The following is a 24,212-nucleotide window of genomic DNA, read 5'->3' as shown; positions in this document are numbered from 1 at the left end:
TACTAAGGCTTGCTTCGGGCAAAATTGGGCCGCCTGAAATTCACCGTCCTGGTTCAGTTCAGGCTGACACGGACGTCCTGCCCGCGTCCCCAATTTTGCTTCCTCAGCTTCACCAAGTACTGTTACCGGCGCTCCGCAATTCGTTTGCTAATGATAACACAGCATGCCTCGGTCAGGTACTGCATACATTTGGGAAAAGCTGATTGAATTGCCGAAAATAAAAACGTAGATAATGGAAGGAGTGAAAAACGGTCTTGGACATTAACTTTGCTAAAGTGCTGGAATTGGCGCAAAAGTACCAGCCGGAAATGAGTCGATTTTTAAGAGAGATGATTGCCATTCCCAGCGAAAGCTGCGGGGAAGAAAAGGTCGTTCTGAGAATTAAAGAAGAAATGGAGAAGGTGGGCTTTGACAAGGTAACCATTGACCCCATGGGAAATATTTTAGGGTACATCGGTCATGGAAAGCATCTCATTGCCATGGACGCCCATATTGATACCGTGGGGGTGGGTAATCGGTCAAACTGGCAGTATGACCCCTATCAAGGGTATGAAGACGAGGAAATCATCATGGGCCGGGGAGCCAGCGATCAGGAAGGCGGCATGGCGGCCATGGTCTATGGGGGAAAAATCATTAAAGAATTGGGCCTGGACGGAGATTATACCCTGGTTGTCGTCGGCTCCGTACAGGAAGAAGACTGTGACGGTTTGTGCTGGCAGTATATTGTCAACGAGGACCGGATCAGGCCGGAGTTTGTGGTGATCACTGAACCGACGGACGGTAAGATTTACCGGGGACAGCGAGGCCGCATGGAGATAAAGGTATCCACCAAGGGTGTAAGCTGTCACGGCTCTGCTCCTGAACGGGGAGATAACGCCATTTACAAGATGGCTCCCATTCTTTTGGAATTAAGGGCTTTGCATGAAAATCTGATTGACCACGATTTCCTGGGCAAAGGCAGTCTGGCCGTATCAGAAATCTTCTTCACTTCACCGTCCCGGTGCGCGGTGGCGGACGGATGCTGGATTTCTGTGGACAGAAGGCTGACAGCCGGAGAAGATGCGGATTATGCCATCCGGCAGATTAAGAACCTTCCGGCCGTGAAAGCGGCTGGTGCTGAGGTTACCATGTACACATACGAAAGACCTTCTTATACCGGTTTGGTTTATCCTACCGACGCTTATTTTCCGACCTGGCTGATTGAGCAGGACCATCCGGTGTGCCAAACTTTGTCCGACACGTATAAAGGTTTGTTTAACCAGAATCCGGTGCTTGATAAATGGACATTCTCTACAAATGGTGTTTCCATCATGGGAAGATTCGGGATTCCCTGCATCGGCTTTGGTCCTGGCCATGAAGATCAGGCCCATGCCCCCAATGAGAGGACCTGGAAAAAAGAACTGGTAAACGCGGCAGCAATGTATGCGGCAATTCCTCAACTGTATCTGAGTAAATATGCCGACAAGATGCCTTCACATACGGAGAACCTGGTTAAATGATCATATCATTTGAGTAGTACCGTAGATAGGCATGTGGTTATCATGAGCGAACGACTTGCAGAACGACGGTAACAGTACTTGACGAAGCTGAGGAAGCAAAATTGGGGGCACGGGATAGCGGTCAGGGGACACACCTCCTTCGGAGGAATGTCCCCAATTGAGCCCGCGCCAGCTTTCACTGAACCAGGACGGTGAATTTCAGGCGGCCCAATTTTGCCCGAAGCGAGTTTAGTACTGTCGGAGTGAAGCATCGGAGTGAGAGATGGTAACCCATGACACTAACAATTAACATTTGGAAAACTATTAATAAATAATAAATTAATTATGAACAAACAACAAAATAAGTACATATACAGGAGGGTTTAGATTATGCAATCAATTTTTCGCGGCAGACATTTTATCGACTTGGAAGATTTCACAAAAGAAGAAGTAGAAACCATGCTGGAAGTATCCTTAGACCTGAAGAAAAAGTTTGCTATGGGTGTGCCTACCCCCTATCTGCAGTATCAGACCATGTTCCTCATGTTCTTTGAGCAGTCCACCCGGACCAGAAACTCCATGGAAGCCGGTATTGCCCAGTTAGGCGGCCACGCCAACTACCTGGATTCCAGCGGGATGCAGATTGCCCATGGAGAAAGCGCCAAAGATACCGCCATCATTTTATCCAGGTACGGCCATGCCATTGCCTGCCGCTACTGCAACTGGGGTATCGGCAACAAGTACCTGAACGAAATGGCGCAATGGTCTACCGCTCCGGTGATGAATTTACAGTGTGACTTTTATCACCCCTTTCAGGCTTTGGCCGACTTAATGACCATGAAAGAGAAAATCGGCGACTTGAAGCGGGTCAAGGTTTCTATTATCTGGGCTTATGCGGAAAGCCACAAGAAGCCCATCTCGGTACCGGTGTCTCAAGTGCTCCTCTTCCCCCGCTACGGCATGGATGTATATCTTGCTCATCCCAAGGGCTGGGAACTGCCTGACTGGGTGATTGAAAAGGCCAGAGCCAGCGCGGCAAAATACGGCGGTACGGTTACTGTGACCAATAACGAAGAAGAGGCCTATGAGAATGCCCATATTGTGATACCTAAGAACTGGGGCAGCTGGGTTAATGACCAGACCGGGGCGACCCTCACCGGTGCGGCCAAGGTGGTTGACGACAAGCTGATGGCTCAGAAGAGTTGGAAATGCACGGAGGCCAAGATGGCCCTTGCGGATAAGGAAGTCATGTATATGCATGCCCTGCCTGCCGACCGTAACAATGAAGTAGAAGATACCGTGATTGATGGTCCCCATTCCATTGTCTACGATGAAGCGGAAAACCGCCTGCATACGGCGAAAGCCGTGATGACGCTGCTCATGGGCGGCAGGTAATACATGTATCTGATGGGGAGATGGAATAGATGGGTATTGTATTAAGCGGAGGTACCATCGTCACTGCTGCTGATTATTATCAGGCAGACCTGCGTATGGAAGGGGAACAGATTACCGCCATTGGTCATGGGATCAGGCAGGGGTCGGATCAAGTGCTGACTGTGGAAGGGTGTTTTTTGTTTCCCGGCGGCATCGATCCCCATACCCATTTTGATCTGCCCGTGGGCCAGACCGTGACGGCAGATGATTTTGCCAGCGGCACTAAGGCGGCCCTCCTGGGTGGGACTACGACCATTATCGATTTTGCCACCCAATTTAAAGGGGAGACCCTGGCTTTGGCCCTGGCCAACTGGCATGCCAAGGCCGGAGGGAAAAGCTATACGGATTACGGCTTCCATATGGCCATTACGGAGTGGAACGACAGGATTGCCCGGGAAATGGACCGGCTGGTCCAAGAAGAAGGCGTCTCTTCTTTTAAATTCTATCTGGCCTATAAAAACCTTTTGCAGGTAGACGACGGTGTTTTGCTGGAGGCATTGGGGCGAAGCAAAGAGAACGGCGCCCTGATCTGTCTTCATTGTGAAAACGGAGATCTGGTCCAGCGGCTGGTCAAAGACGCATTGGCCCAAGGAAATAGGGCTCCTTTCCATCATGCCTTAACCCGTCCTTCCGTTGCGGAACGGGAGGCTACGGCGCGGGCGATTAGCCTGGCTGAGGCCGCTCAGGCTCCTCTCTATATCGTGCACCTGACCTGCCGGGAAGCCCTCCAAGGGGTGGTGGATGCCAAGGTTCGGGGTGTAGAGGTGTTTGGGGAAACCTGCCCCCAGTATTTGCTCTTGGACAGCAGCTTATATCAAGGGGAAGGCTTTGAAGGCGCCAAGTATGTGATGTCGCCGCCCCTGCGCTCCCCGCATGATCAAGAAGCCCTATGGCATGGTTTGCGGGCAGGTGTTCTTGACACCGTAGCCACAGACCATTGTTCCTTTAATTATCGTGGACAAAAAGAGCTAGGGCTTGAGGATTTCAGCAAAATTCCCAACGGCATTCCCGGGGTGGAACACCGCATGGGCCTGCTCTATACCTATGGTGTGGCGTCCGGGAAGATTGGCATCAACCAGTTTGTCGCTCTCACCGCAACGAAACCGGCCCAACTGTTTGGCTTATTCCCCAGGAAAGGAACCATCGCCGTGGGCAGTGATGCCGATATTGTGGTGTGGGATCCCTGGGCCACCTCTGTGATTACGGCCCCTACCCAGCATCAGCGCGTGGATTATACGCCTTATGAAGGTTTCCGGCAAATCGGCACAGCTGTACATGTCTTTCTGCGGGGCCGGCAGGTGGTCTGCGCGGGAAAAATATCTGAGGAAGGTCCCGGAGGCGTGTATCTGCACCGCAAGCCTTTTGGGAAGAGAGGGTGACCCGGATGTTCACAATAGACCTGAACGGAAATGCTTACCAGGCAAAAGAAGATATGAACCTGCTGGATTTCCTCCGTGATGAATTGCATGTGACTTCCCTCAAAAATGGCTGTGGGGAAGGGTCCTGCGGGGCCTGCATGGTGCTGGTGGACGGCAAAGCCCAGCGGGCTTGTCTCCTGACTCTGGCCAAGGTTGATTCGAAAAGACTGATCACGGTAGAGGGCTTGACGGACCGGGAAAAAGAGGTTTACGCCTGGGCCTTCACGAAAGCGGGGGCGGTACAGTGCGGTTTTTGTATTCCCGGCATGGTAATCAGCGCTAAAGGGCTGCTGGATAAAAAACCTCAGCCCACGCCGCAGGAAATTAAGGAAGCAATCCGGGGAAATATTTGCCGCTGTACGGGATATGTCAAGATTGAGCAGGCGATTGATCTGGCGGCCCGGGTCTTCCGGGGGGAACTGGCCCCTGCATGGCCGGAATGTTCCGGCATCGGCAGCGCCCTGCTCCGGTTGGACGGACGGGAAAAGGTCCTGGGCACAGGGCAGTATGTGGACGACATGCATGTGCAGGATATGCTTTACGGCGCTGTGCTGCGCACCAAATACCCCCGGGCTTTGGTGAAGCATATCGATGTGTCGGCTGTCCGCACCTATCCGGGAGTGGAAGCGGTACTGACCGCGGAAGATGTGCCGGGCAGCAGGCTGGAGGGCTATATTTTTAAAGATTGGCCCGTTTTGATTGGGGTGGGAGAAGAAACCAGGTACGTGGGGGATGCGATAGCCCTGGTGGCGGCCACGAGCAAAAAAGCAGCCCGAGCGGCCCTGGAGATGATTCAGGTGGACTATGAAGAGCTGCCGCCGGTAACTACCCCGGTGCAGGCCCTTCAGGAGGGAGCTCCTCAACTCCATCCCCGGGGCAATTTGTTAAGCAAAACCTATGTGAAAAGAGGCAATCCGGAAGATGCCTTAGGGAAATCAAAATATGTGGTGACAAAAACCTATCAAACTCCGCCTACGGAGCATGCCTTCATGGAGCCGGAAAGCGCCCTGGCTGTTCCGGATCATCAGGGCGGGATCACGGTTTATGCCGCGACCCAAAGCGTGCACAAAGATAAACAGGGAATTGCCCACATTTTGGGTCTGACTGATGACAAGGTACGGGTGATCAGCAAGTACGTGGGCGGAGGGTTCGGCGGCAAGGAGGATTTAAGCGTTCAGCATCATGCGGCCCTCCTGGCCAGGGATACCGGGAAACCGGTGAAATTAACCCTGACCCGGAAGGAAAGCCTTTTGGTTCACCCCAAACGACATGCCATGACATTGGAAATAAGCACCGGCTGTGATGGGGAGGGAAGGCTTACGGCCATGGTGGCAAAAATCGTCGCCGATACCGGCGCTTACGCTTCTCTGGGTCCGGCGGTGCTGGAGCGGGCGTGTACCCATGTCCCTGGTCCCTACCGCATCCCCCATATCGAACTGACCGGTTTATGTGTCTATACGAATAATCCCCCAGCCGGGGCATTCCGCGGCTTTGGCGTCACCCAGTCCGTCTTTGCCGGGGAAACCAATCTGGATTTATTAGCGGAACAGGTGGGCATCTCCCCGTGGGAGATAAGATACCGAAATGCTTTAGATCCCGGTGATGTGATGGCCACGGGACAAATTGCCGATGCGGACACGGCGGTGAAGGAAACCCTGATGGCGGTACGGGACACTTATTTCGATCATCCTGGTGCCGGTATTGCCTGTGCGTTGAAAAACTCCGGCATCGGGGTAGGGCTGCCTGATATCGGCCGGTGCAAGTTAGTAGTTACTGACGGCCGGGTGCGGGTGCTCACCAGCGCCCAATGCATCGGCCAGGGTCTGGCTACGGTGATGCTTCAGATTGTATCCACCACTACCGGCCTGCCTGAGCATTTGTTGGATGCCTGTCCTCCCGATACGGAACTGACGCCGGATGCAGGCTCTTCTACCGCGTCCAGGCAGACCTTGTTCACCGGGGAAGCGGCCCGGCAGGCCGCTCTGAAATTGGCTGAGCGCCTCAAGGAAGCCACTTTGGCCGAACTGGACGGGCAGGAGTTTTCCGGGGAATACCGGGGAATTACCGATTCCCTGACCTCCGATAAACCCCATCCGGTCCACCATGTGGCCTATAGTTACGCTACCCACGTGGTGATTCTGGATGAGCAGGGCAAGGTGAAGAAGGTGGTGGCGGCCCATGATGTGGGGAGAGCGATCAACCCCCTCAACATTGAAGGCCAGATCGAAGGAGGCGTTGCCATGGGCTTAGGCTATGCCTTGCGGGAAGACTTTCCCCTGAACAATGCCGTTCCTACGGCGAAGTTTGGCACCCTGGGCCTATTCCGCTCTACGGACATGCCGGAAATCCAGACCATCGTGATCGAAAAGAATGCTTCATCCTTGGCCTACGGGGCCAAAGGAATCGGGGAAATTTCCGCCATCCCCACCACCGCCGCAGTGGCCTCGGCCTATTACAAATATGACGGAAAAATTAGATTGCAGCTTCCTTTACGGGACACGGCCTATCGGAAATAGATGGCGCTTTTGGTTATTGAGCCCTGCGTACTGACAATAGTTTGGAGGAAATCTGGATTTTAGTCAAGGAGATGACTGTCATGGAGAATGTGAAAGGACTTCAATGTATTTCCTGCGGCCGGGTCTTTCCGGCGGACGACCGTGTCTTTACCTGCCCGGAATGTGGTGAGAAGGGAATTCTGGACGTCATTTACGATTACGACTACATTAAAAAAAATATCAGCCGGGAAACCTTATCCCAAAACCGGGACTATTCCATCTGGCGCTATTTGCCCTTCTTACCGGTGCAAAAAGAGAGCCGGCGCACACCCTTAAAAGTGGGCTGGACCCCCTTGTACTATCCGCAAAAATTAATGGAGGTGCTGGGTCTGAGCAGGCTCTTCCTCAAGGATGACGGGCTAAACCCCACCGCTTCATTAAAGGATCGGGCTTCCGCCATTGCCGTGGTAAAAGCAGGGGAAGAGGGCTTTGAGACGGTAGCCTGCTCTTCCACGGGCAATGCCGCCTCCTCCTTGGCGGGCAATGCGGCCGCCATGGGCTTGAAAAGTGTGATTTTTGTCCCCCAAAGGGCCCCCCAAGGAAAAGTGGCCCAATTGTTGATTTTCGGCGCTACCGTGATCAGCGTCCAGGGAAATTATGAGGATGCTTTTCACCTGTCCGCCCAAGCCATCGCCCACTGGGGCTGGTATAACCGGAATGCGGCGATCAATCCTTATCTGGTGGAGGGGAAAAAGACCGTTACCCTGGAAATATGCGAACAGTTAAACTGGCAGGTGCCGGACTGGGCAATTTTTTCCGTGGGCGACGGGTGCACCATTGCCGGCGCCTGGAAGGGTTTTAAGGATTTATACCAGGCGGGATTCATCGATAAACTGCCTAAAATGGCGGGTGTGCAGGCGGAAGGATGCTGCCCCATCACCCGGGCTTTTCTGAGCGGCAACCCCCTGGAGCCTATGGAGGAAAACACGCTGGCGGACAGCATTGCGGTGGGTGTGCCCCGTAATCCGGACAAAGCCTTAAATGCTATCCGGGAATCAAAGGGAACGATGATCAATGTCACGGATGAGGAAATACTGCAGGCCATGAAATTACTGGGCCACACCTGCGGCGTGTTCGGAGAGCCGGCGGGAGTGACAGGACTGGCCGGGCTCAAAAAACTGGTCGCCGGGGGCCTGATTAGCAGGGATGAACTGGTGGTCACCTGTATCACCGGGAACGGACTGAAAGACGTAAACAATGCCGTTAAGGCTGCCGGTGCGCCGATTAAAGTTGACCCGGATTTAGGGGAGTTAAAAAAGAAATTGGCCGGGTTAGTACGATTTTAGAGAGTTACCGGTGGATAATTTCTATAAAAATAGGAGGGAGAAGCATTGATTGACTTAACCATTCATGAACAGCAACTGGAGAGGACTGTGGCAAAGGCACGGGAAAGAAATATTATCATTCCCACATTTAAAGAGATGAAAAACCCGGAACTAATCCCGGAAAAAATTAAAGAGAAGCTCAAGCACATCGGGCTGTGGGATGTCAACTCCTACAACCTGTTCCGCATCACCTGGAAAAATCAGCCGGTTAAAGAAGGGGGACTCTACGGAGATGTTAATTATTTAGAATTCCCCCCAGAATTGACAGGCGTAAAGGCTAGGATTATCGCCCTGGTGGGAAAATGGTTTCCCACGGGCTGCCATAAAGTTGGCGCCAGTTTCGGCTGTTTGGTGCCCAGGCTGGTCACCGGCCAATTTGACCCCACCTTCCATAAGGCCGTTTGGCCTTCCACGGGAAACTTCTGCCGGGGAGGCGCTTATAACGCGGAACTGCTATCCTGCCAGTCCATTGCTATTTTGCCCCAGGAAATGAGCCGGGAACGGTTTGAGTGGCTGTCCCGCCTGGCCGGCGAGGTCATCGCCACCCCGGGCTGCGAAAGCAATGTGAAAGAAATCTTCGATAAAACCTGGGAATTAAGAAAGACCAGGGACAACGTGATGATTTTTAACCAGTTTGAGGAATTGGGCAATTACCTGTGGCACTATGAAGTTACGGGCCATGCCATGGAAGAAGTCCTGAATAAAATCATGGGTGCAGGCGACCGGTTTGCCGGCGCCATCTTCACCTCCGGATCCGCCGGAACCATGGCCTGCGGGGATTATTTAAAAGAAAAGTTTCCATACAGCAAGCTGGGCGTAGGAGAAGCGCTCCAGTGCCCCACTCTTTTGGAAAACGGATTCGGCGGGCATAGGATCGAAGGGATCGGGGATAAACATGTGCCCTGGATTCACAATGTAAAAAATACCGATCTGGTGGTCGCCATTAATGACGAGAATAGCGTAGGCCTGATCCGGCTGTTCAATGAACCTGCCGGTAAGAAATACCTGGTGGAACAACAGGGTGTGGCCGAAGAGCTGGTGGAAAAGTTATCCTTCCTGGGCATATCGGGGATTGCCAATGTCCTGGGTGCCATTAAACTGGCTAAATATTACGAGCTAACGGAAAAAGACTTTGTGGTAACGGTGCTCACCGATTCCATGGAGCTTTACGGGTCCAGACTGGAAGAACTCAAAGAGAAACATGGGGAATACAAAGAAATCAATGCCGCCGGTGATTATTACCGTCATTTGATCTCCTTAACAACAGACAATATGCAGGAACTGACCTATGTGGACAGGAGAAGAGTGCACAACCTGAAGTACTATACCTGGGTTGAGCAGCAGGGGAGAGAATTGGATGAATTGAACGCCCAATGGTATGATTATGATCATTACTGGGGCAGCATCCGCAAGCAGGCCGAACAGATCGATGAATTGATTACTGAATTTAATCAGAGAACAGGGTTGCTCTAAGAGTAGTGCATAGTTGAATTAAACCCTTTTGTAACTATACCGTTAACACTCAGGCGTCCAGGACAGATCAAGGTTGAGAATAATCGACAGGAAGCAAACAAAATGGGTTAGTCCCTTGATAGGTGGCTGACCCATTTTTTGCATAGACATAGGGACGGTTCTCTTGTCTAAATAAATAATTAAACTTAACTAAACCTCAGACAGAAGAACCATCCCTGCGTCTAAGATCTAAAGATATCCTCCATTTCCCGTTCCAGATGAAGCTGTTTGAATGTGCTTTGGGCAAGGATTAAATAATAGTTGTAATTCTCAGGAATAATGCTGTCAAAAAGGACTTGTGCACTTTTATTTCTTTCAATCTGGTGCTTGATAAGGCAGATAATTTTATAGAGATAGGCGTTTTCATATAAATTATCAAGGACTTTGCTGATTTCGATAGCTTGTGACAAATATTCCTCCGACTGGCGATATTCCTCCGCTTGAAAACAAATCAGAGCGAGATATGCATTAGTCAGGCTTTTAGAGAGGGGGTTGTCGATTTTATAATGCAAGCTATTGGAGATTGTAAAGTATTTTTTGGCTTTATCTATATCGCCCAGTTTATAAAAAGCCTGGCCTAGGTTCATATAATATAAGGGTAAGCCGTAAATGATCCCGCCGTTAGAACAGATTTCGATGGCTTTCTCGTAATAAGGAATCGTTTTTTCATATTCGCCTTTATGCCTTGCTTCATATCCCATGTAATTATAGATACAGGCAATATTATTGACGGTATTGCTGTTGGATTTGGCATGTTGGAAGATATCAAGGCTTCTTTGCAGTACTTTTTGTGCATTCTCAAAGTGCAGGTTGTGCATTTCGCTCAGGGCAAAAAACTTAAGAATTTCGGCTTTTTTTAATTCGTCCGGCCATTTCCTTAAGAGGCGTAGAGAGGATAACGTGTGTTCCCTCATATTTTGCTTATCCAATATCTGAACGCTGTATAAGACCAAATGTCTATAGGCGATCCATAAATGATAATAATCACTATCATATTTTATCACATAATTTAAATTGTCGAGGCCTTCCCGATAACGGCAGGTTCTGATTAAAAAGCATCCTTTCAGTAAATAAAATTCGAACTTCATCTGAGGGGTGACGGTGTTTTCGTTGATTTCCCGCTCCAGTTCTTCGATATAACTTTGGGTGATCGGAGTCAGCAATTCCGGCAGATCGTTGCCGCTGCATACGATTTGACCGGACACCTTGAGCTTATACTCCAGATATTTGACGTTGTGGCCTGCCAGTTTGTAATGGTAGATCATACTGTCGGTTAGATAGCTGTTAAAGGTATCGCCAAGCATGTGGTCGGCTATGTAATCGGCTATCTTGCCATGGAGGCTCATACGCTTGACCAGCGGTTGTTTTTGATAAATATATTCGCGGAATTTCTCATGAGAAAATTTCAGCTTAATTTTATTTGCGGATATTTCTTCTTTGATAAATCCTTGGTTAACTAAGGATTCAAAGACTTCCAGGGTTTTTATAACGTCCAGATTAATAATCCCGGAGATGATATCATAATTAATGAAATCAAAAAACAGGGAGGAGATGGAAAGAACCGTTTTTTCCAAAGCATCCAGCTTTTCTACTTTTTCTTCTAGTAAGGTAAGGAATTTATAATTCTGCGAGGTGTTGTTGCTTCTCATGTTTTGAATCACTTCCATCAGGAACAGCGGGTTGCCGTTGGTGCTGTCATATAAGGAATCAGAGGGAGAATGATCCTTAATGTCCAGAATGTCCTGTAATATATTGGAGACATCCTCCTTGGAGAAATTACCGATATGTATGACTTCCATGTCGTTTTCCATGATCAGATTCTTAAAATAGCGGATGATGTCTTTATGGTTTTCTTCCCGCGCCGCGAACAGGCATAAAAGCCGTTCTTTAAATACCGGGCAGAGGATCCGGGCGATAAAACTGAGACTGGAAAGATCGCAAAATTGCAGATCGTCAATAACCAGAAACAACTTATATTTCTGTAACATAAATTGAAAGAATTCGCTTAAGGTTTCCTCGATTTTGTATTGACTGAAAAACTGGGATGTGTCAGCCTCGGAAAAGTGAAAATCATAGACAAAGTTATTGAATATTTGAGGCAAAACATGGGAGAGCAAATACCGGCAATTTTCGGGCAACGAGTTGATATTGGTTCCGGTAGCGCTTACGAGCTTATACATAATCAGTTCTAGAATACGTAATTGCGTATTTTTTTCTACCTCGAAGCAAGTGAAATGAATGAGGATATTCTCTTTGTTGATAGTGGTATTAAGATAATGATTTAACAATGCTGTTTTGCCGCAGCCAATAGGGGCAAACAGGATAATACTGCTGTGTCTTAAGCCGTTGGAAAAGTTCAGATAGAAGTTTTGGATTTTCCCCAATTCATTCTTGCGGCCGTAAAAGTATTTGGCGCTTTTGGGGGGCCGGTATTTTTTTTCCAGCAAAATGTTACGGCAATAATTCTTCAATTCCAAATTAGGCTCTACCGAAAGATCGTCATGAAGGACCCTCTCCAAATCTTTATAGAGAGAAATACATTTCTCGATTTCATTCCGTTTGTGGTAGAAACGCATCATCAGCCTTACGATGTCTTCGTCGTAAGGATTTATTTTTTTAAGGGCAAAAAAACACTTTAATGCTTTTTCCTGATTTGACTGATCCAGGCTTTGAATAAAATCTTCCTTGAGGCCTGTATAAATAGCCAAACTATGACCTCTTTTATAATCTTCCAGAAAGATTTCGAAATCCGGACAGTTTTTGATAAAAAATCCTTGCAGTATATTTCCCCGTAGCGGGTCGTCATTTATTATTACGGGGATCGTGGGGTTGATTGCCAATATGCCGTTTTCATTGGTAAAAATATCTTTGTCAAAGAGATTTTTTAAGTGGTAAATGGCATTACGTAAATTTTTGTTGGCGCTTATATGCTCAAGATCAGGCCAAAACATGTTTTCGAGGTATTCCCTGGTTGCGGTTTTATTTATGAGAAGATAATAAAAAATCCCTTCGGGTTTTTTAGTAGGAAACTGGATTAAGGTATCGTCAAAAAAAACTTTGGGATAACCGGTAATAAAAAATGTAATTTTTATTTTGTGACACCTCCTAATGACATCCAGGTGACAAATACAAATATGATTTAAGTATAAATACTGTAAATATAATTTAATTATAATTAACGGGACAGGCTAAAACAACTTAAAAAATATATAAGACATCAAATAAAATAATGCAGATAATCTATCGGCCCGTTTATTTTAAATTATATTTACATGAAAGTAACATCAAGTAGAGGAGGGAGAAAAGAAAAACCGCATATAGACAGCCGTAAAGAGAAATCAAAAAATAATCATGGAGGTTAGAATAATGGCAAGAAAAGTCGACATATTGTTTCCGGAATTTGACATTAAAGTAGTGGGTACTATGCAGGACGAAACAGAACCCGAGCTGTGCGAGATGTTTTGGGGGCTACTTCCTTTCAGGGGCGCCTGCGTAAATACGCTTTCAACAGGGGATACCTTTAATGCTAGGTGCCGCCCCCCGCGCAAAGCCCGTATTTCCGGCACTCAGGATAACCCTGCCGGAAGACACCACGGCAAGCTATGCAACCGTAAACCGGGGGAAATTACATATACTGGTGTGGACTGCCAGGTATGCTACGGACCCGATATGACCGAGCCGCTGGACGCCAGAGGTGGCATAGTTATAAAAGTTGATCCTGAATATTTGGATATTTTCTATGAAGCGGGCAAACGGGTCTGGCGTAATCATCTCGGTCCCCATGGGCTGGTCACCTTGGAAATTATTGCAAAGGAGAATGCATAATGGCTAAACATTGGAGTGAAGTAAAAGATAAAATCGAAAATGAACTGGATAAAATTTGGTTTGACAAACCGATTGAATTTAATATGGCTGAAAAAGGCTACTTCCCCAGCGGCGCCGGCACCGATGGTTCTGCCGTTGGTAATCTGTATTTTATGATCGCCGACACGTCCAATATCGGCCGACATGTCGTCGAGCCGTGTATGTATGCTGCTCTTGATAATGACAGTATCGATGTGGAAACCATCAAGATTTTCTGGCGTTACCTGACCGGCGGTACCGCCAGGTTGTTGGGCTCGATGGCTCCGCCGAACTGCCCTGCGCCTTGGCTCAATTTACCGAAAGTATGGGAATTTTTTAATGACATTGTGGATTCTTACGATTCGATCAAAACAAAAGATGATTTTCGCGAAGTATATTACAGCTGGGCCAATTATTTAACTTGTCTCAACAGGTGGGCGATGATTTGCTTCCCCTGGGAATATGTTTGGGATAAGGTGCCAAAAACAAAGGTAAACCCTGGCATTAAATAGCAGTATAATCTATGGTTAATAATAGAATCCAATTCCATCTCTCTTATTTTGTCAAGATTTAAGAGATTTTACCAGAATATGCAGGCATATTTAGCTAATTCAATTTAGTTCTATTGACAAGTTTTGTTACTATGTACAAAATTATTAAATACGTAAAATATATTCCTATATAATGAAATTATTATGATTGGAGGGGTAGGTAGGGGGCAATATCTTTTGGATTCCAAGCGTGATGGCATAAAGGTAATCAGTTATTTATATCTGGTATATCCGTCAAAAATAATTTGAAAGGGGTAAAACTATGAGAATTAAACATTTGCTTTGTTTGTTACCGGTTTTGTTAATAGCCTTTTCCCTCACTGCTTGCACTGGCGGTACCACGAGCGATAATATGTCCGGTACCACGACTGACAATTCGGCCCAGCAGACGAGTGCACCCCGTGAATTGCGCGTTCTTTCTTTTGGTGGAGCTTATGACGAGACTCTGACAAAACACCTGGCAGCCTTTGAAGCGGAAAATAACTGCAAAGTTACGTTTGTTAATGCCACCGGTGCTGATATTTTGGTTAAGGTCAATAACGGCGAATGCGACCTGATCTTCTCCGATCCGGTTTTATCCTTCCAAGGCGAAGCAAAAGGTTTATTTGCTCCAATTAATGCAACCACTGTACCCAATGTCGCCAATCTCTATAAGAGAGGCATTCTTAGCGATTGCACAGTGATTCATGACGTGGGCGCTTATGGTATCGCTTACAATCCTGATCTGGTAAAGACCCCGCCTACCTCCTGGAATGACCTATGGGATCCTCAATACGCAGGAAAAGTTGCTATCCGCGTTTTAAAGTCCGACACGATCGAACTGATGGTTTGGGCCGCAAAACAAGCCGGTGGAGATGAAAAAAATATCGACCCCGGTTTTGCAGCTATGGCTAAACTTGCTCCTAATATAAACACCTTTGTTACCGACCACCCTGCCATGTTGCAGTTGTTCCAGGAAGGTAGTATCGCCATGAGTACCTGGACAGACGGGCGCGTCGCCTGGGCACAGGAGCAGGGCGCCAATGTCAAGCTGGCCATACCCAAAGAAGGTGGCTTCTGTCTGGTTACCAGCATGAACGCAGTAAAGAATAGTTCCAACCTCGACCTGGCTTATAAGTATATCGACATGGAGCTGGGTGTAGAAGCGCAGGCTGATATAGGGAACGATCTTCGTTACTTCCCGATGAATAAAGACGCTTATGCCAAACTGTCTGATGATACAAAATCCAAGATGGGCTTTACTCCTGATAACATCGAACAAGCTCAGATGGCTGACTGGGGCTATATCGCCACTGTTAAAGACCAATGGAGTGAAAGATGGGAGAAAGAAGTTGTAGCGAAAGCTAAAAAATAGTTTTTGTTTATTGATAAATACTCAATAGCTATCTAAATATGTTGGAACAAATTTATCGGCTTCAATGCTGCCGGCAGCATTCTTTCTTCTCCATTACTCCCGAGTGTTGCCGGCAGCATCACTATATCGCATTATTATTAACGCTATAGGAAGAAGGGATTATCTTGACAGAAAAAACGTTAGTATCGATAAAAGACATAAGAATGCGTTTTGGGAGCAACGAGGTTTTAAAAGGTATCAATCTGGATATACCAAACGGCGAATTTTTAACGCTTCTCGGCCCGAGCGGCTGCGGTAAGACCACTCTTTTGCGTATAGTAGCGGGTTTTCTGGCGCCTCATTCCGGGTCTATTCTTATTAATGGTAAAGACGTCACCAAATTGGCAGCTTATGAGCGGGGTCTGGGTATGGTATTCCAAAATTATGCTTTATGGCCGCATAAAAATGTAGAAGAGCATCTTTCTTTTGGTCTTAAACTTGCAAAAATTAAACCTAATGAAATCACGGAAAGAACCAAATGGGCTTTGGACCTGGTGGGGCTTTCCGGGTTTGAAAAACGTGTGCCCGCTGAACTAAGCGGTGGCCAGCAGCAGCGTGTGGCTTTAGCCAGGGCTATATCTTTACATCCGACCATTCTACTTCTGGATGAGCCGTTAAGCAATTTAGACAGAAAACTGCGAGATGAAATGAGGGTCGAGCTACGCTTATTGCAACAAAAGCTAGGTATTACGACGATATATGTCACCCACGACCAAACGGAAGCCTTGACTATGTCCGACCGGATAGTGGTTATGTGCAACGGTGAAATCGAACAGATCGCCGATCCTCGTAATTTGTACGAAAGACCTGCCAACGTCTTTGTCGCTAAATTTTTAGGTACCAATAACATGGTATCGGTCAAAGTGCATAGTTTGGGCAACGGCAAAGCGGCGATCAATCTGGACGGGCAGGAATTGGTAGTCCCTGTTACAAATCTATCTTTCAATGAAAAAGAAGCGTATCTTTTACTGCGTCCGGAAAATGTGGTTTTCGCCAATTTTGAAAACGATGGAAAAACTAAGCTTACAGGTACGGTTACAATAGCTGTTTTTGAAGGAAAAGAAATGCGTTATACGATCGCCTTAGATAACTCTCAAATTACGTTGGGGATCGCATCTTCCGGAGCCAAGGAATATGCGGTTGGTGATAAAGTGGAGTTGCGTATTATTAAAGGAGCCCTTGTCTCAAAAGAGGGGAGGGAGAGAAATGAGTGATAATCGCACCGCTAGGTATTTTCTCACAATCCCTAGTATTTTTTTGGCGGCAGCCCTGTTTATCCCCATGATCTATATGATCATCCTTACCTTTCATTCCAATTCAACCGGTGCTCTTTCATTAGAAAACTACCAGCGCTTTTTTGCCGATTCATACTATTTAAAAGATGTCTTGTGGATTTCCATCAAGCAAGGCATATTATCAGGAATTTTGGCATTGATTTTGGGCTATCCGGTCGCACTCTATATTGCTAAAACCAAAAACAAAAATATAAAGACGCTGCTCTTGATACTTTCTATTGTTCCTTTATGGGTTAACGTTATCATCAGGGTTTTTGGCTGGCGTATACTCTTGTCTGATCATGGCCTAATTAATGAAGCGCTTTTGACTCTGGGACTGATAGGTTCGCCGATAAAATTCTTGGCTACAGAGCTTGGCGTTCTGATAGGTTTGGTTCAGATTACCATACCCTTTATTGTTCTGCCGCTGGTGGGCGTATTGGAATCCATGCCGACATCTCTCGAGGAAGCAGCCTACAGCGTTGGTGCCAGGCCTTTCAGGACCTTTTTGTCCATTACTTTCCCTTTAAGTATGCCGGGCGTCATGTCCGGATTGTTGATGTCCTTTGCCTTAAATGCCGGCGGGTATGCAATCCCTGCCATGTTGGGCGGTGGTAAAGTAAGGATGCTGGCAGTCGTTGCCTATGACCAGTCAATGTCGGTCGGCAACTTTAACTTTGCCGCGTTGCTGGGTCTGATGCTATTGGTGACCTGTATGCTTTTTATTATACCGTCGATCATGTTGAGCAACCGTCTATATTACGGTAAGAGAAAGGGGAGTCGATAATATGAATAAAGTGATACCCGGCAGCTTTGGGAAATTTATTGTCGTAATAATGATCATATCCGTGATCTTGATGTTGGCGCCATTGATCGTGGTGACAGGGGCCTCCTTCAACCCGGTTAAAATGACTTTCCCGCCGGACGGTTTTAGCCTCAAATGGTATGGGGAACTAGCCGGCAATTCGGAGTTTACGAGGGCTGCCCTGGTAAGCTTGGTCCTCGGTTTACTGGCCAGTATTACTTCCTCACTTTTAGGATTATCAGCGGCAATGGGCTTGCGTTACTGCACAGGGAAGGTAAGGTCAATCGTAAATGGAATGATGCTCTCCCCGATGTTTATACCGTCAATTGTTGCTGGTCTTGCCCTTTATCAAATTTCCTATATGGTATTTGGGGCTAAACCGATCTGGATTTTACTTTTCGGCCATATCTTATTAACGATACCCTTCCCCTTAAGGACAATTGCGGCAAATCTGGAATCGTTACCCTTATCATTGGATGAGGCAGCTATGAGTGTGGGCGCAAAACCGACTAGGGTGGTAATGAGTATTTTGCTTCCTTTGATCAAACCTGGCTTTTTCGCCGGCTGGTTATTGGCCTTTGTCACGTCATGGAATGATTTTAACATTTCTATTTTCTTGTCAAAACCAAAATTCTATCCCTTATCTATAGAGATTTATCAGTATTTACTCTACCAATATTCCCCGATTCTAGCGGCTATGAGCGTTACTTTAATCATCTTTACCATTATTGTTGTACTCTTTATGAATAAGTTCTTCGGCCTGTCCGGGGTAACCGGTGTTAATTCGAAATAGAAGGATTTGAATCAGAAAGACGGAAAGACGTGGGGACGGTTCTTTTAAAAATAGCGTACACGCAACAAGAATTGATTGATTTGGGATTTAGAACTGCAGAAAGAGTAATGAAGGAAAAAGATGTCGCGGAATGGATAAAAAGGCATCATTCAAAATAAGACTTGGTATTAGCCAAGTCAATTTTATTTATATTGAAATAAGAATCGGCTTCTTCAAACCTTAGGACTCCGCTTTTACGGTGTGACGTAAAGGGTTTTCTGCTCAAAATAGATCACCATTCCCGGTTTGGCCCCGTTAGGCTTTTTCACCTGGCTCACCAGGGTGTAATCCACCGGCACCTGGGAGGAATATCTTGCTTTGCTGTAGAACGCCGCCAATTTGGCGGCTTCTTCCATGGTGGCGAAGGGGATTTCCTGCCCTGGTTGGCGCCGGATGATCACGTGGCTGCCGGGGATATTTTTTGTGTGCAGCCACAGGTCGTCTTTTTGGGCCATCTTCAAAGTCAATAAGTCATTTTGTTTATTATTTTTCCCCACTAGAATGGTATAGCCCTCTTGAGAGGTAAAAGATAAGGGCTGGGAAACAGGTTCTTTGGCTTTCCCCTTTTTTATTTGAGCCTTTTCTTTTAAGTAGGCGGCATCAACCAGTTCGCTCCGGATTTCTTCCAGGTCCTTTAAAGTCCGGGCCTGCTCCAGAAAGGACCCTACAGAGTACAAATAATCCAGTTCCTCCCGGTTTTTGGCAACTTGTTCTTCAACCAATATCTTCGATGATTTGGCTTTATTGTATTTTTTAAAATAGGTTTGGGCATTTTCCGAGGGAGAATAGTGCGGATTGAGGGGGATGCGTATCCTTTCTCCGGGTTGATAAAAGTTGTCAAGCTCCGCTGTTTCCATCCCTTTGGACAGTTGATAGATATGGGCGGTAATCAGTTCTCCCCACAACCTCAGTTGTTCCATATCCTCTGTTTCACGGAGCTTATCCATCTGCAGGGACAGCTTCTTTTCCACCCGGTCCATTTCGGTTTTTACCACTTTCAACAATTCCCGCTGCCTGGCGGCAAAAAGCTCTTCCTCTTCCTGCCGGGAGAAAAAGTAATCCAAGGCCGCCGACATGTAGGGAAATTCTTGCAGATGCTCCGGATTAAATTGGAGCAGCTGCACGCAGGAAAAGTCCAAAAGCTTTTCCGGGCTTTGGGCTACTGTGGGGTGAAAGTCGTGCTTATTTACGGCGAAGATGATTTCTTGCATGGCCTGCCAAAGGCGGATCAGTTCATAATCTCCTAAAACGTCAATCATAACGCCGTCCGGCAATTGGGCGCGGCAAATCACTTCCTGGGCCAGCAAGGGGGAAAAGCCGGAAAACCTGTTGACAATGGCGTTTTTTACTTTGGTATTCAAAGAGAGAGAAAGAAGTGTGCTCCGGAATTCTTCTTCATCGGTTTTCAGCGCGTCCAGTTTGTTCTGATCCGGGGGGGCCAGATACTCTCTCCCCGGCAGGATTTCCCGGTGCCGGGATACCAGGTGGCTATATCTTTTAATACCGTCAAGGATAGTGCCGTCTTTCGGGTCTACCAGCACCATGTTGCTGTGTTTGCCCATAATTTCCACCACCAAAAGCTTTTTCGCCTGCTCCCCGATTTCGTCAAAAGCGTCCACCTGAATATGGAGCACCCTTTCCAGGCCCTTTTGTTCAATGGAAGAGATGCGGCCTCCCTCCAGGTGCTTCCGGAGTACCATACAGAAGAGGGGCGGCTGAAGGGGGTTTTCTTTGGGTTGAGCGGAAAAATGAATTCTGCCCGTGACCGGATGGGCGGAGATGAGCAGTTGAAAGTTTTCCGTACCCTTTCTGATGCGCAGGACCACCATATGCTTTTCCGGTTGATAGATTTTTACTATTTTCCCCGTTATAATTTTTTCCTTTAATTCAGCTGTAACCGCGGCCATCACGTATCCGTCAAAAGCCATGATTCCTTCCCTCCATTTCAAAGGTAGTATAACACAGGCCGTTTTTTTTGACCAGAGCGGGGAAACATCCTGCCTGGTAAAAAAATGAGAAAAGGTTCCTGGCAAGAGAATTTATGGGGAAATAAAGGATTTTATTATTACGAGTAGAATAAACAAGTTTGTGTAAATACTATCTGGTAGAAAAGACATATCTTTCCGCATCCAAGGCGGGGAAAAATTTTTTGACGGCGAAAGGACTGACTGGTGTGGTAAAAAGCATGACCGGCTATGGGCGGGGTGAGGCTGCTTCAGCCGACAAGAAAATTACCGTGGAAGCAAAATCTGTCAATCATCGCTTTTTAGAGACCGTGGTACGGATGCCCAAGCAACTGCTTCCTCTAGAGGAACGGATTAAAAAGATGATCCAGGAGAAGATCACCCGGGGCCGGGTGGATGTTTTTTTATCTTTAGAGGAAACAGGTGAGAAAAAACGCCTGGTAAAGGTTGACAAAGAATTAGGGCTGGCGTATTATAATGCACTGAGGGAATTAGCAGATGCGTGCAATATTCCGGAAAAATTTGACTTGGTGAGTATTTCTACACTACCCGGGGTCATGACCCTGGAGGATGAAGAGGATGACCTGGAGGCGGTATGGCCCATCGTCCGGGAAGCTGTAGAAAAAGCGGTGGACTGCCTGGCGGACATGAGAGCAGTGGAGGGTCAAAAGTTGGCCGAGGATTTGCTCAGGCGGCGCAGCGGGATTGGGAATCTGGTGGCACGCATTGAGGAGAGAAGTCCTTTGGTGGTTCAGGAATACCGGGATAAACTGGCACAAAGGGTGCAGGATTTGCTCGCAGAAGTACAGATTGATGAGGCCAAACTGGCCAATGAGGTCGCCTTTTTTGCCGACCGCGCTTCCATTGCGGAAGAACTGGTGAGACTGAATAGTCATTTGGACCAAATGGAAAGCATCCTGGCCAGTAGTGATTCCATTGGCCGCAAGCTTGACTTTTTAGGCCAGGAAATGAATCGGGAAATCAATACCATCGGGTCGAAAGCGAACGACCTTACCATTAATCGGTTTGTCGTGGAAGTAAAAAGCGAGTTGGAAAAAATTAGGGAGCAAGTTCAGAATCTGGAATAAAAAATTTGGAGGTGAATGAATCATGGCTGTTCCACAACTGACTGTGGATGAACGCAGCAATGCCCTGTTAAAGGCGCAGGAGATGAGAAGCAAACGGATGGAGCTGAGGAAAAAATTAAAATCTGGTGAAATCAAGCTGACAGAATTACTGAACGACTTGGATAATGAAGTTGTGGCCCGTATGCGCGTGAAGTATCTTTTAGAGTCTCTGCCCCAGGTCGGCAAGATCACGGCAAAGAAAATCATGGAAGACATCGGCATTGACGAATCCAGGAGAATTCAAGGTCTGGGTCACCGGCAAAAGAGCTTTCTGTTGGAAAAATTGGCTTGAGTAACAGGAGGACAGGAATTTGGAGATAAAGCTGATTAATATTGGCTTCGGCAATATCGTGTCGGCCAATAGGATCGTGGCGATTGTCAGCCCGGAGTCTGCTCCCATCAAGCGTATTATCCAGGAAGCCAGAGACCGGGGCGTTTTAATTGACGCTACATATGGCCGGAGAACACGTGCGGTGATTATTACCGACAGTGATCATATTATTTTATCGGCCGTTCAGCCGGAGACCGTGGCCCACCGTTTATCGGCAAAAGACGACTTAGTAAATCATCAGAATGAAGAATCGGGGGATTAAAGTGCTTCCCTTAAATGGTAGGGGGCTGCTGGTTGTCCTGTCCGGCCCGTCTGGGGTGGGCAAGGGTACGGTATGCTCATTTTTAAGGAGTGAATTTCCTAAACTTAATTACTCCATATCGGCGACAACCCGAAAATGCCGTCCCGGAGAAATTGACGGCGTCAATTATTATTTCTTATCCCGGGAAGAATTTTTGGCCCGGAGAGAAATAGGCGAGTTTTTGGAATGGGCCGAAGTATACGGTAATTTTTACGGGACCCCCCGGAGCGCGGTGGAAAAGTCTTTAAGTGAGGGAAAAGACGTTATTTTGGAAATCGATATTCAGGGTGCGCTAAAAGTAAAAGAGATTTTTCCGGAAGGAGTATTTATTTTTCTCCTGCCTCCTTCAAAAGAGGAGTTGGAACGGCGCATCAAGGGCAGGGCGGCAGATAGTGCGGAAACGATTCGGCGCAGACTGGCTTGTGTGGACGAGGAACTGGCCTCCATCGCCAGTTATCAGTATGTCGTGGTCAACAGCCGGATTGAAGAAGCCGCTGCCCAAATTATGGCCATCATTACCGCGGAAAAGTGCCGCGTATCAAGGAATATCACATGTCTTAATCATAAAGGAGGAAATATTTTTGATTAAGCCATCTTTAGATGAATTGATGAAGAAAGTTGATTCCAAGTATACCTTGGTGGTGATTAGTGCAAAAATCGCCCGTAAACTGACTGAGGGACAGACCGAAAGCACCAGCACCAGGACCAATCCAGTTTCCGTAGCTTTAAAAGAAGTAGTTGAGGGCCACGTGGGCTGGGAGCGGACGAAATCGGGAATAAAATAATTTCAATCTAAGTCAAAAGTCGAATGTCGAACCTTCTTAGACTTTGGACTTTAGACTTTCGACTGTATGGAGGTGGCCGGATGTCTCAGGGAAAAACCATTGTCTTGGGCATTACCGGTGGAATTGCGGCCTATAAAAGTGCGGAACTTGTGAGCCGCTTGGCGAAAAAAAAATATGACATCCATGTGATCATGACGGCATCGGCCCAGCATTTTGTGCATCCTTTAACTTTTCGCACCTTATCGGGGAATCCCGTGGTTACGGATATGTTTGCGGAACCGGGAACCTGGAATGTGCAGCACATATCTTTAGCGGAAAAAGCGGACTTAATGGCGATTGTACCGGCCACGGCCAATATCCTGGGAAAGATGGCCCACGGTCTGGCAGACGACATGCTTTCTACCACCGTCCTGGCGGCGACCTGCCCAGTATTGATCGCTCCGGCGATGAATGTCAATATGTATCTTCATCCGGTGGTTCAGGATAATATCAAAAAGCTGATCCAACTGGGCTATCACCTGGTGGAGCCGGCAACGGGCCATTTAGCCTGCGGTACGGAAGGCAAAGGCCGTTTAGCGGATATCGATGTGATTGAACAAGCGATGCTAGGTTTAGTGCATCCAAAAACAGATTTTTCCGGAAAGAACATACTGGTTACAGCCGGGCCCACCCGGGAAGCCTTGGATCCAATCCGTTTTCTTTCCAATCACAGTACCGGGAAAATGGGTTATGCCTTGGCTGCCGCGGCGCAAAGCCGGGGAGCGGATGTTCATCTGGTCACGGGACCGACGTGTCTCGCCGACCCGGCCGGTGTAAAAATAACCAAAGTGGTCTCCGCCCTGGAGATGCATGATGCGGTATTAAAAGCCTATCCCCAGGTGGATATCGTCATTAAAACAGCCGCCGTGGCGGACTACCGCCCCAAAGAGCAGGCTGCCCAAAAAATAAAAAAGAAAGCCGGGGAATTAACCCTGGTGCTGGAAAGAAATCCGGATATTCTTTGGGAACTGGGGCAAGCCAAAAAGAACCAGTTTTTGGTCGGTTTTGCGGCGGAAACAGATAATCTGATCGGATATGCCCAAGAAAAAATGCGGGAGAAAAACCTGGATCTGGTGGTGGCCAACAATGTGGCCGAGGAAGGGGCCGGTTTTGGCGGCACGACCAATATTGTGACCATGATTACCAGAGCAGGGCAAATCATCAAATTGCCCCAAATGACGAAACTTGAAACAGCCCATGCTATTCTGGACCAAATCAGGATGCTGGCTAATTATAGGTAAGAAT

General features: G+C 47.5%; 20 protein-coding genes. 18 read left to right on the top strand and 2 right to left on the bottom strand.

The genetic code is table 11. From position 1 onward, the window contains the following. The first annotated feature begins 260 nt into the window (after nucleotides 1–260). The 6 genes from DCMF_RS08715 to DCMF_RS08690 all read left to right on the top strand — a co-directional run bounded on the left by DCMF_RS08715 (nucleotide 261) and on the right by DCMF_RS08690 (nucleotide 9,683). On the top strand, nucleotides 261–1,499 hold the full coding sequence (locus DCMF_RS08715; RefSeq protein ID WP_148137808.1) for a YgeY family selenium metabolism-linked hydrolase: 1,239 nt from the start codon (nucleotides 261–263) through the stop codon (nucleotides 1,497–1,499). Nucleotides 1,500–1,868: 369 nt separating this feature from the next. Next, complete coding sequence (locus DCMF_RS08710; protein WP_148134067.1) at nucleotides 1,869–2,873, top strand: ornithine carbamoyltransferase; 1,005 nt, start codon at nucleotides 1,869–1,871, stop codon at nucleotides 2,871–2,873. A gap of 29 nt (nucleotides 2,874–2,902) precedes the next feature. Then, complete coding sequence (hydA, locus tag DCMF_RS08705) at nucleotides 2,903–4,291, top strand: dihydropyrimidinase (RefSeq protein ID WP_148134066.1); 1,389 nt, start codon at nucleotides 2,903–2,905, stop codon at nucleotides 4,289–4,291. Nucleotides 4,292–4,296: 5 nt separating this feature from the next. After that, entirely contained in the window at nucleotides 4,297–6,846 is a 2,550-nt protein-coding gene (gene xdh / locus DCMF_RS08700; RefSeq protein ID WP_148134065.1) for a selenium-dependent xanthine dehydrogenase, read from the top strand. Nucleotides 6,847–6,926: 80 nt separating this feature from the next. Further along, nucleotides 6,927–8,171, top strand: coding sequence for a threonine synthase (locus DCMF_RS08695; protein ID WP_148134064.1), 1,245 nt, complete (start codon nucleotides 6,927–6,929; stop codon nucleotides 8,169–8,171). Between the two features lie 45 nt (nucleotides 8,172–8,216). After that, the gene (locus tag DCMF_RS08690) at nucleotides 8,217–9,683 is read left to right on the top strand and encodes a pyridoxal-phosphate dependent enzyme (protein ID WP_148134063.1); all 1,467 of its coding nucleotides are present in this window, start codon (nucleotides 8,217–8,219) and stop codon (nucleotides 9,681–9,683) included. 221 nt (nucleotides 9,684–9,904) lie between these two features. Here DCMF_RS08690 and DCMF_RS08685 read toward each other — a convergent pair whose 3' ends face one another. After that, on the bottom strand, nucleotides 9,905–12,430 hold the full coding sequence (locus tag DCMF_RS08685; protein WP_214659206.1) for a BTAD domain-containing putative transcriptional regulator: 2,526 nt from the start codon (nucleotides 12,428–12,430) through the stop codon (nucleotides 9,905–9,907). A 658-nt stretch (nucleotides 12,431–13,088) separates the two neighbouring features. Here DCMF_RS08685 and DCMF_RS08680 point away from each other — a divergent pair. The 6 genes from DCMF_RS08680 to DCMF_RS08655 all read left to right on the top strand — a co-directional run bounded on the left by DCMF_RS08680 (nucleotide 13,089) and on the right by DCMF_RS08655 (nucleotide 18,381). Continuing rightward, nucleotides 13,089–13,547, top strand: a complete 459-nt coding sequence (locus tag DCMF_RS08680) for a hypothetical protein (protein WP_148134061.1) — start codon at nucleotides 13,089–13,091, stop codon at nucleotides 13,545–13,547. Next, nucleotides 13,547–14,077, top strand: a complete 531-nt coding sequence (locus DCMF_RS08675) for a cucumopine synthase-related protein (protein WP_148134060.1) — start codon at nucleotides 13,547–13,549, stop codon at nucleotides 14,075–14,077. The genes DCMF_RS08680 and DCMF_RS08675 overlap by 1 nt, the downstream gene beginning before the upstream one ends. Nucleotides 14,078–14,378: 301 nt before the next feature. Next, a complete protein-coding gene (locus DCMF_RS08670; protein ID WP_148134059.1) occupies nucleotides 14,379–15,470 on the top strand; it encodes an ABC transporter substrate-binding protein in 1,092 nt (363 codons plus the stop codon). A 164-nt stretch (nucleotides 15,471–15,634) separates the two neighbouring features. Beyond that, complete coding sequence (locus DCMF_RS08665) at nucleotides 15,635–16,723, top strand: ABC transporter ATP-binding protein (RefSeq protein WP_148134058.1); 1,089 nt, start codon at nucleotides 15,635–15,637, stop codon at nucleotides 16,721–16,723. Beyond that, nucleotides 16,716–17,570: an ABC transporter permease gene (locus DCMF_RS08660; protein ID WP_214659205.1), complete on the top strand. Its 855-nt coding sequence runs from the start codon at nucleotides 16,716–16,718 to the stop codon at nucleotides 17,568–17,570. Before DCMF_RS08665 ends, DCMF_RS08660 begins: the two co-directional genes overlap by 8 nt. Nucleotide 17,571: 1 nt before the next feature. After that, nucleotides 17,572–18,381: an ABC transporter permease gene (locus tag DCMF_RS08655; protein WP_148134056.1), complete on the top strand. Its 810-nt coding sequence runs from the start codon at nucleotides 17,572–17,574 to the stop codon at nucleotides 18,379–18,381. A 233-nt stretch (nucleotides 18,382–18,614) separates the two neighbouring features. Here DCMF_RS08655 and DCMF_RS08645 read toward each other — a convergent pair whose 3' ends face one another. Then, nucleotides 18,615–20,348, bottom strand: coding sequence for an Rqc2 family fibronectin-binding protein (locus DCMF_RS08645; RefSeq protein ID WP_148134054.1), 1,734 nt, complete (start codon nucleotides 20,346–20,348; stop codon nucleotides 18,615–18,617). Nucleotides 20,349–20,593: 245 nt separating this feature from the next. Here DCMF_RS08645 and DCMF_RS08640 point away from each other — a divergent pair, with 245 nt between their 5' ends. From DCMF_RS08640 to coaBC, 6 genes are all read left to right on the top strand, one after another. Then, nucleotides 20,594–21,472 carry a YicC/YloC family endoribonuclease gene (locus DCMF_RS08640; RefSeq protein ID WP_148137807.1) on the top strand — a complete coding sequence of 293 codons (879 nt, stop codon included), beginning with the start codon at nucleotides 20,594–20,596 and terminating at the stop codon, nucleotides 21,470–21,472. A gap of 22 nt (nucleotides 21,473–21,494) precedes the next feature. After that, nucleotides 21,495–21,803 carry an integration host factor, actinobacterial type gene (gene mihF / locus DCMF_RS08635; RefSeq protein WP_148134053.1) on the top strand — a complete coding sequence of 103 codons (309 nt, stop codon included), beginning with the start codon at nucleotides 21,495–21,497 and terminating at the stop codon, nucleotides 21,801–21,803. Between the two features lie 19 nt (nucleotides 21,804–21,822). Continuing rightward, complete coding sequence (gene remA / locus DCMF_RS08630) at nucleotides 21,823–22,104, top strand: extracellular matrix/biofilm regulator RemA (protein WP_148134052.1); 282 nt, start codon at nucleotides 21,823–21,825, stop codon at nucleotides 22,102–22,104. Beyond that, nucleotides 22,085–22,732, top strand: a complete 648-nt coding sequence (gmk, locus tag DCMF_RS08625) for a guanylate kinase (RefSeq protein ID WP_148134051.1) — start codon at nucleotides 22,085–22,087, stop codon at nucleotides 22,730–22,732. Before remA ends, gmk begins: the two co-directional genes overlap by 20 nt. Beyond that, nucleotides 22,725–22,928 carry a DNA-directed RNA polymerase subunit omega gene (rpoZ, locus tag DCMF_RS08620; RefSeq protein ID WP_214659204.1) on the top strand — a complete coding sequence of 68 codons (204 nt, stop codon included), beginning with the start codon at nucleotides 22,725–22,727 and terminating at the stop codon, nucleotides 22,926–22,928. Before gmk ends, rpoZ begins: the two co-directional genes overlap by 8 nt. Nucleotides 22,929–23,008: 80 nt before the next feature. Then, a complete protein-coding gene (gene coaBC / locus DCMF_RS08615; protein WP_148134050.1) occupies nucleotides 23,009–24,208 on the top strand; it encodes a bifunctional phosphopantothenoylcysteine decarboxylase/phosphopantothenate--cysteine ligase CoaBC in 1,200 nt (399 codons plus the stop codon). Nucleotides 24,209–24,212 lie beyond the last annotated feature (4 nt).

The organism is Candidatus Formimonas warabiya (assembly GCF_002777255.1).
Taxonomy (GTDB): Bacteria; Bacillota; Dehalobacteriia; order Dehalobacteriales; family Dehalobacteriaceae; genus Formimonas; species Formimonas warabiya.
Note: the sequence above shows the minus strand (reverse complement) of the source record. Positions and strands in the feature narration are given on the sequence as shown.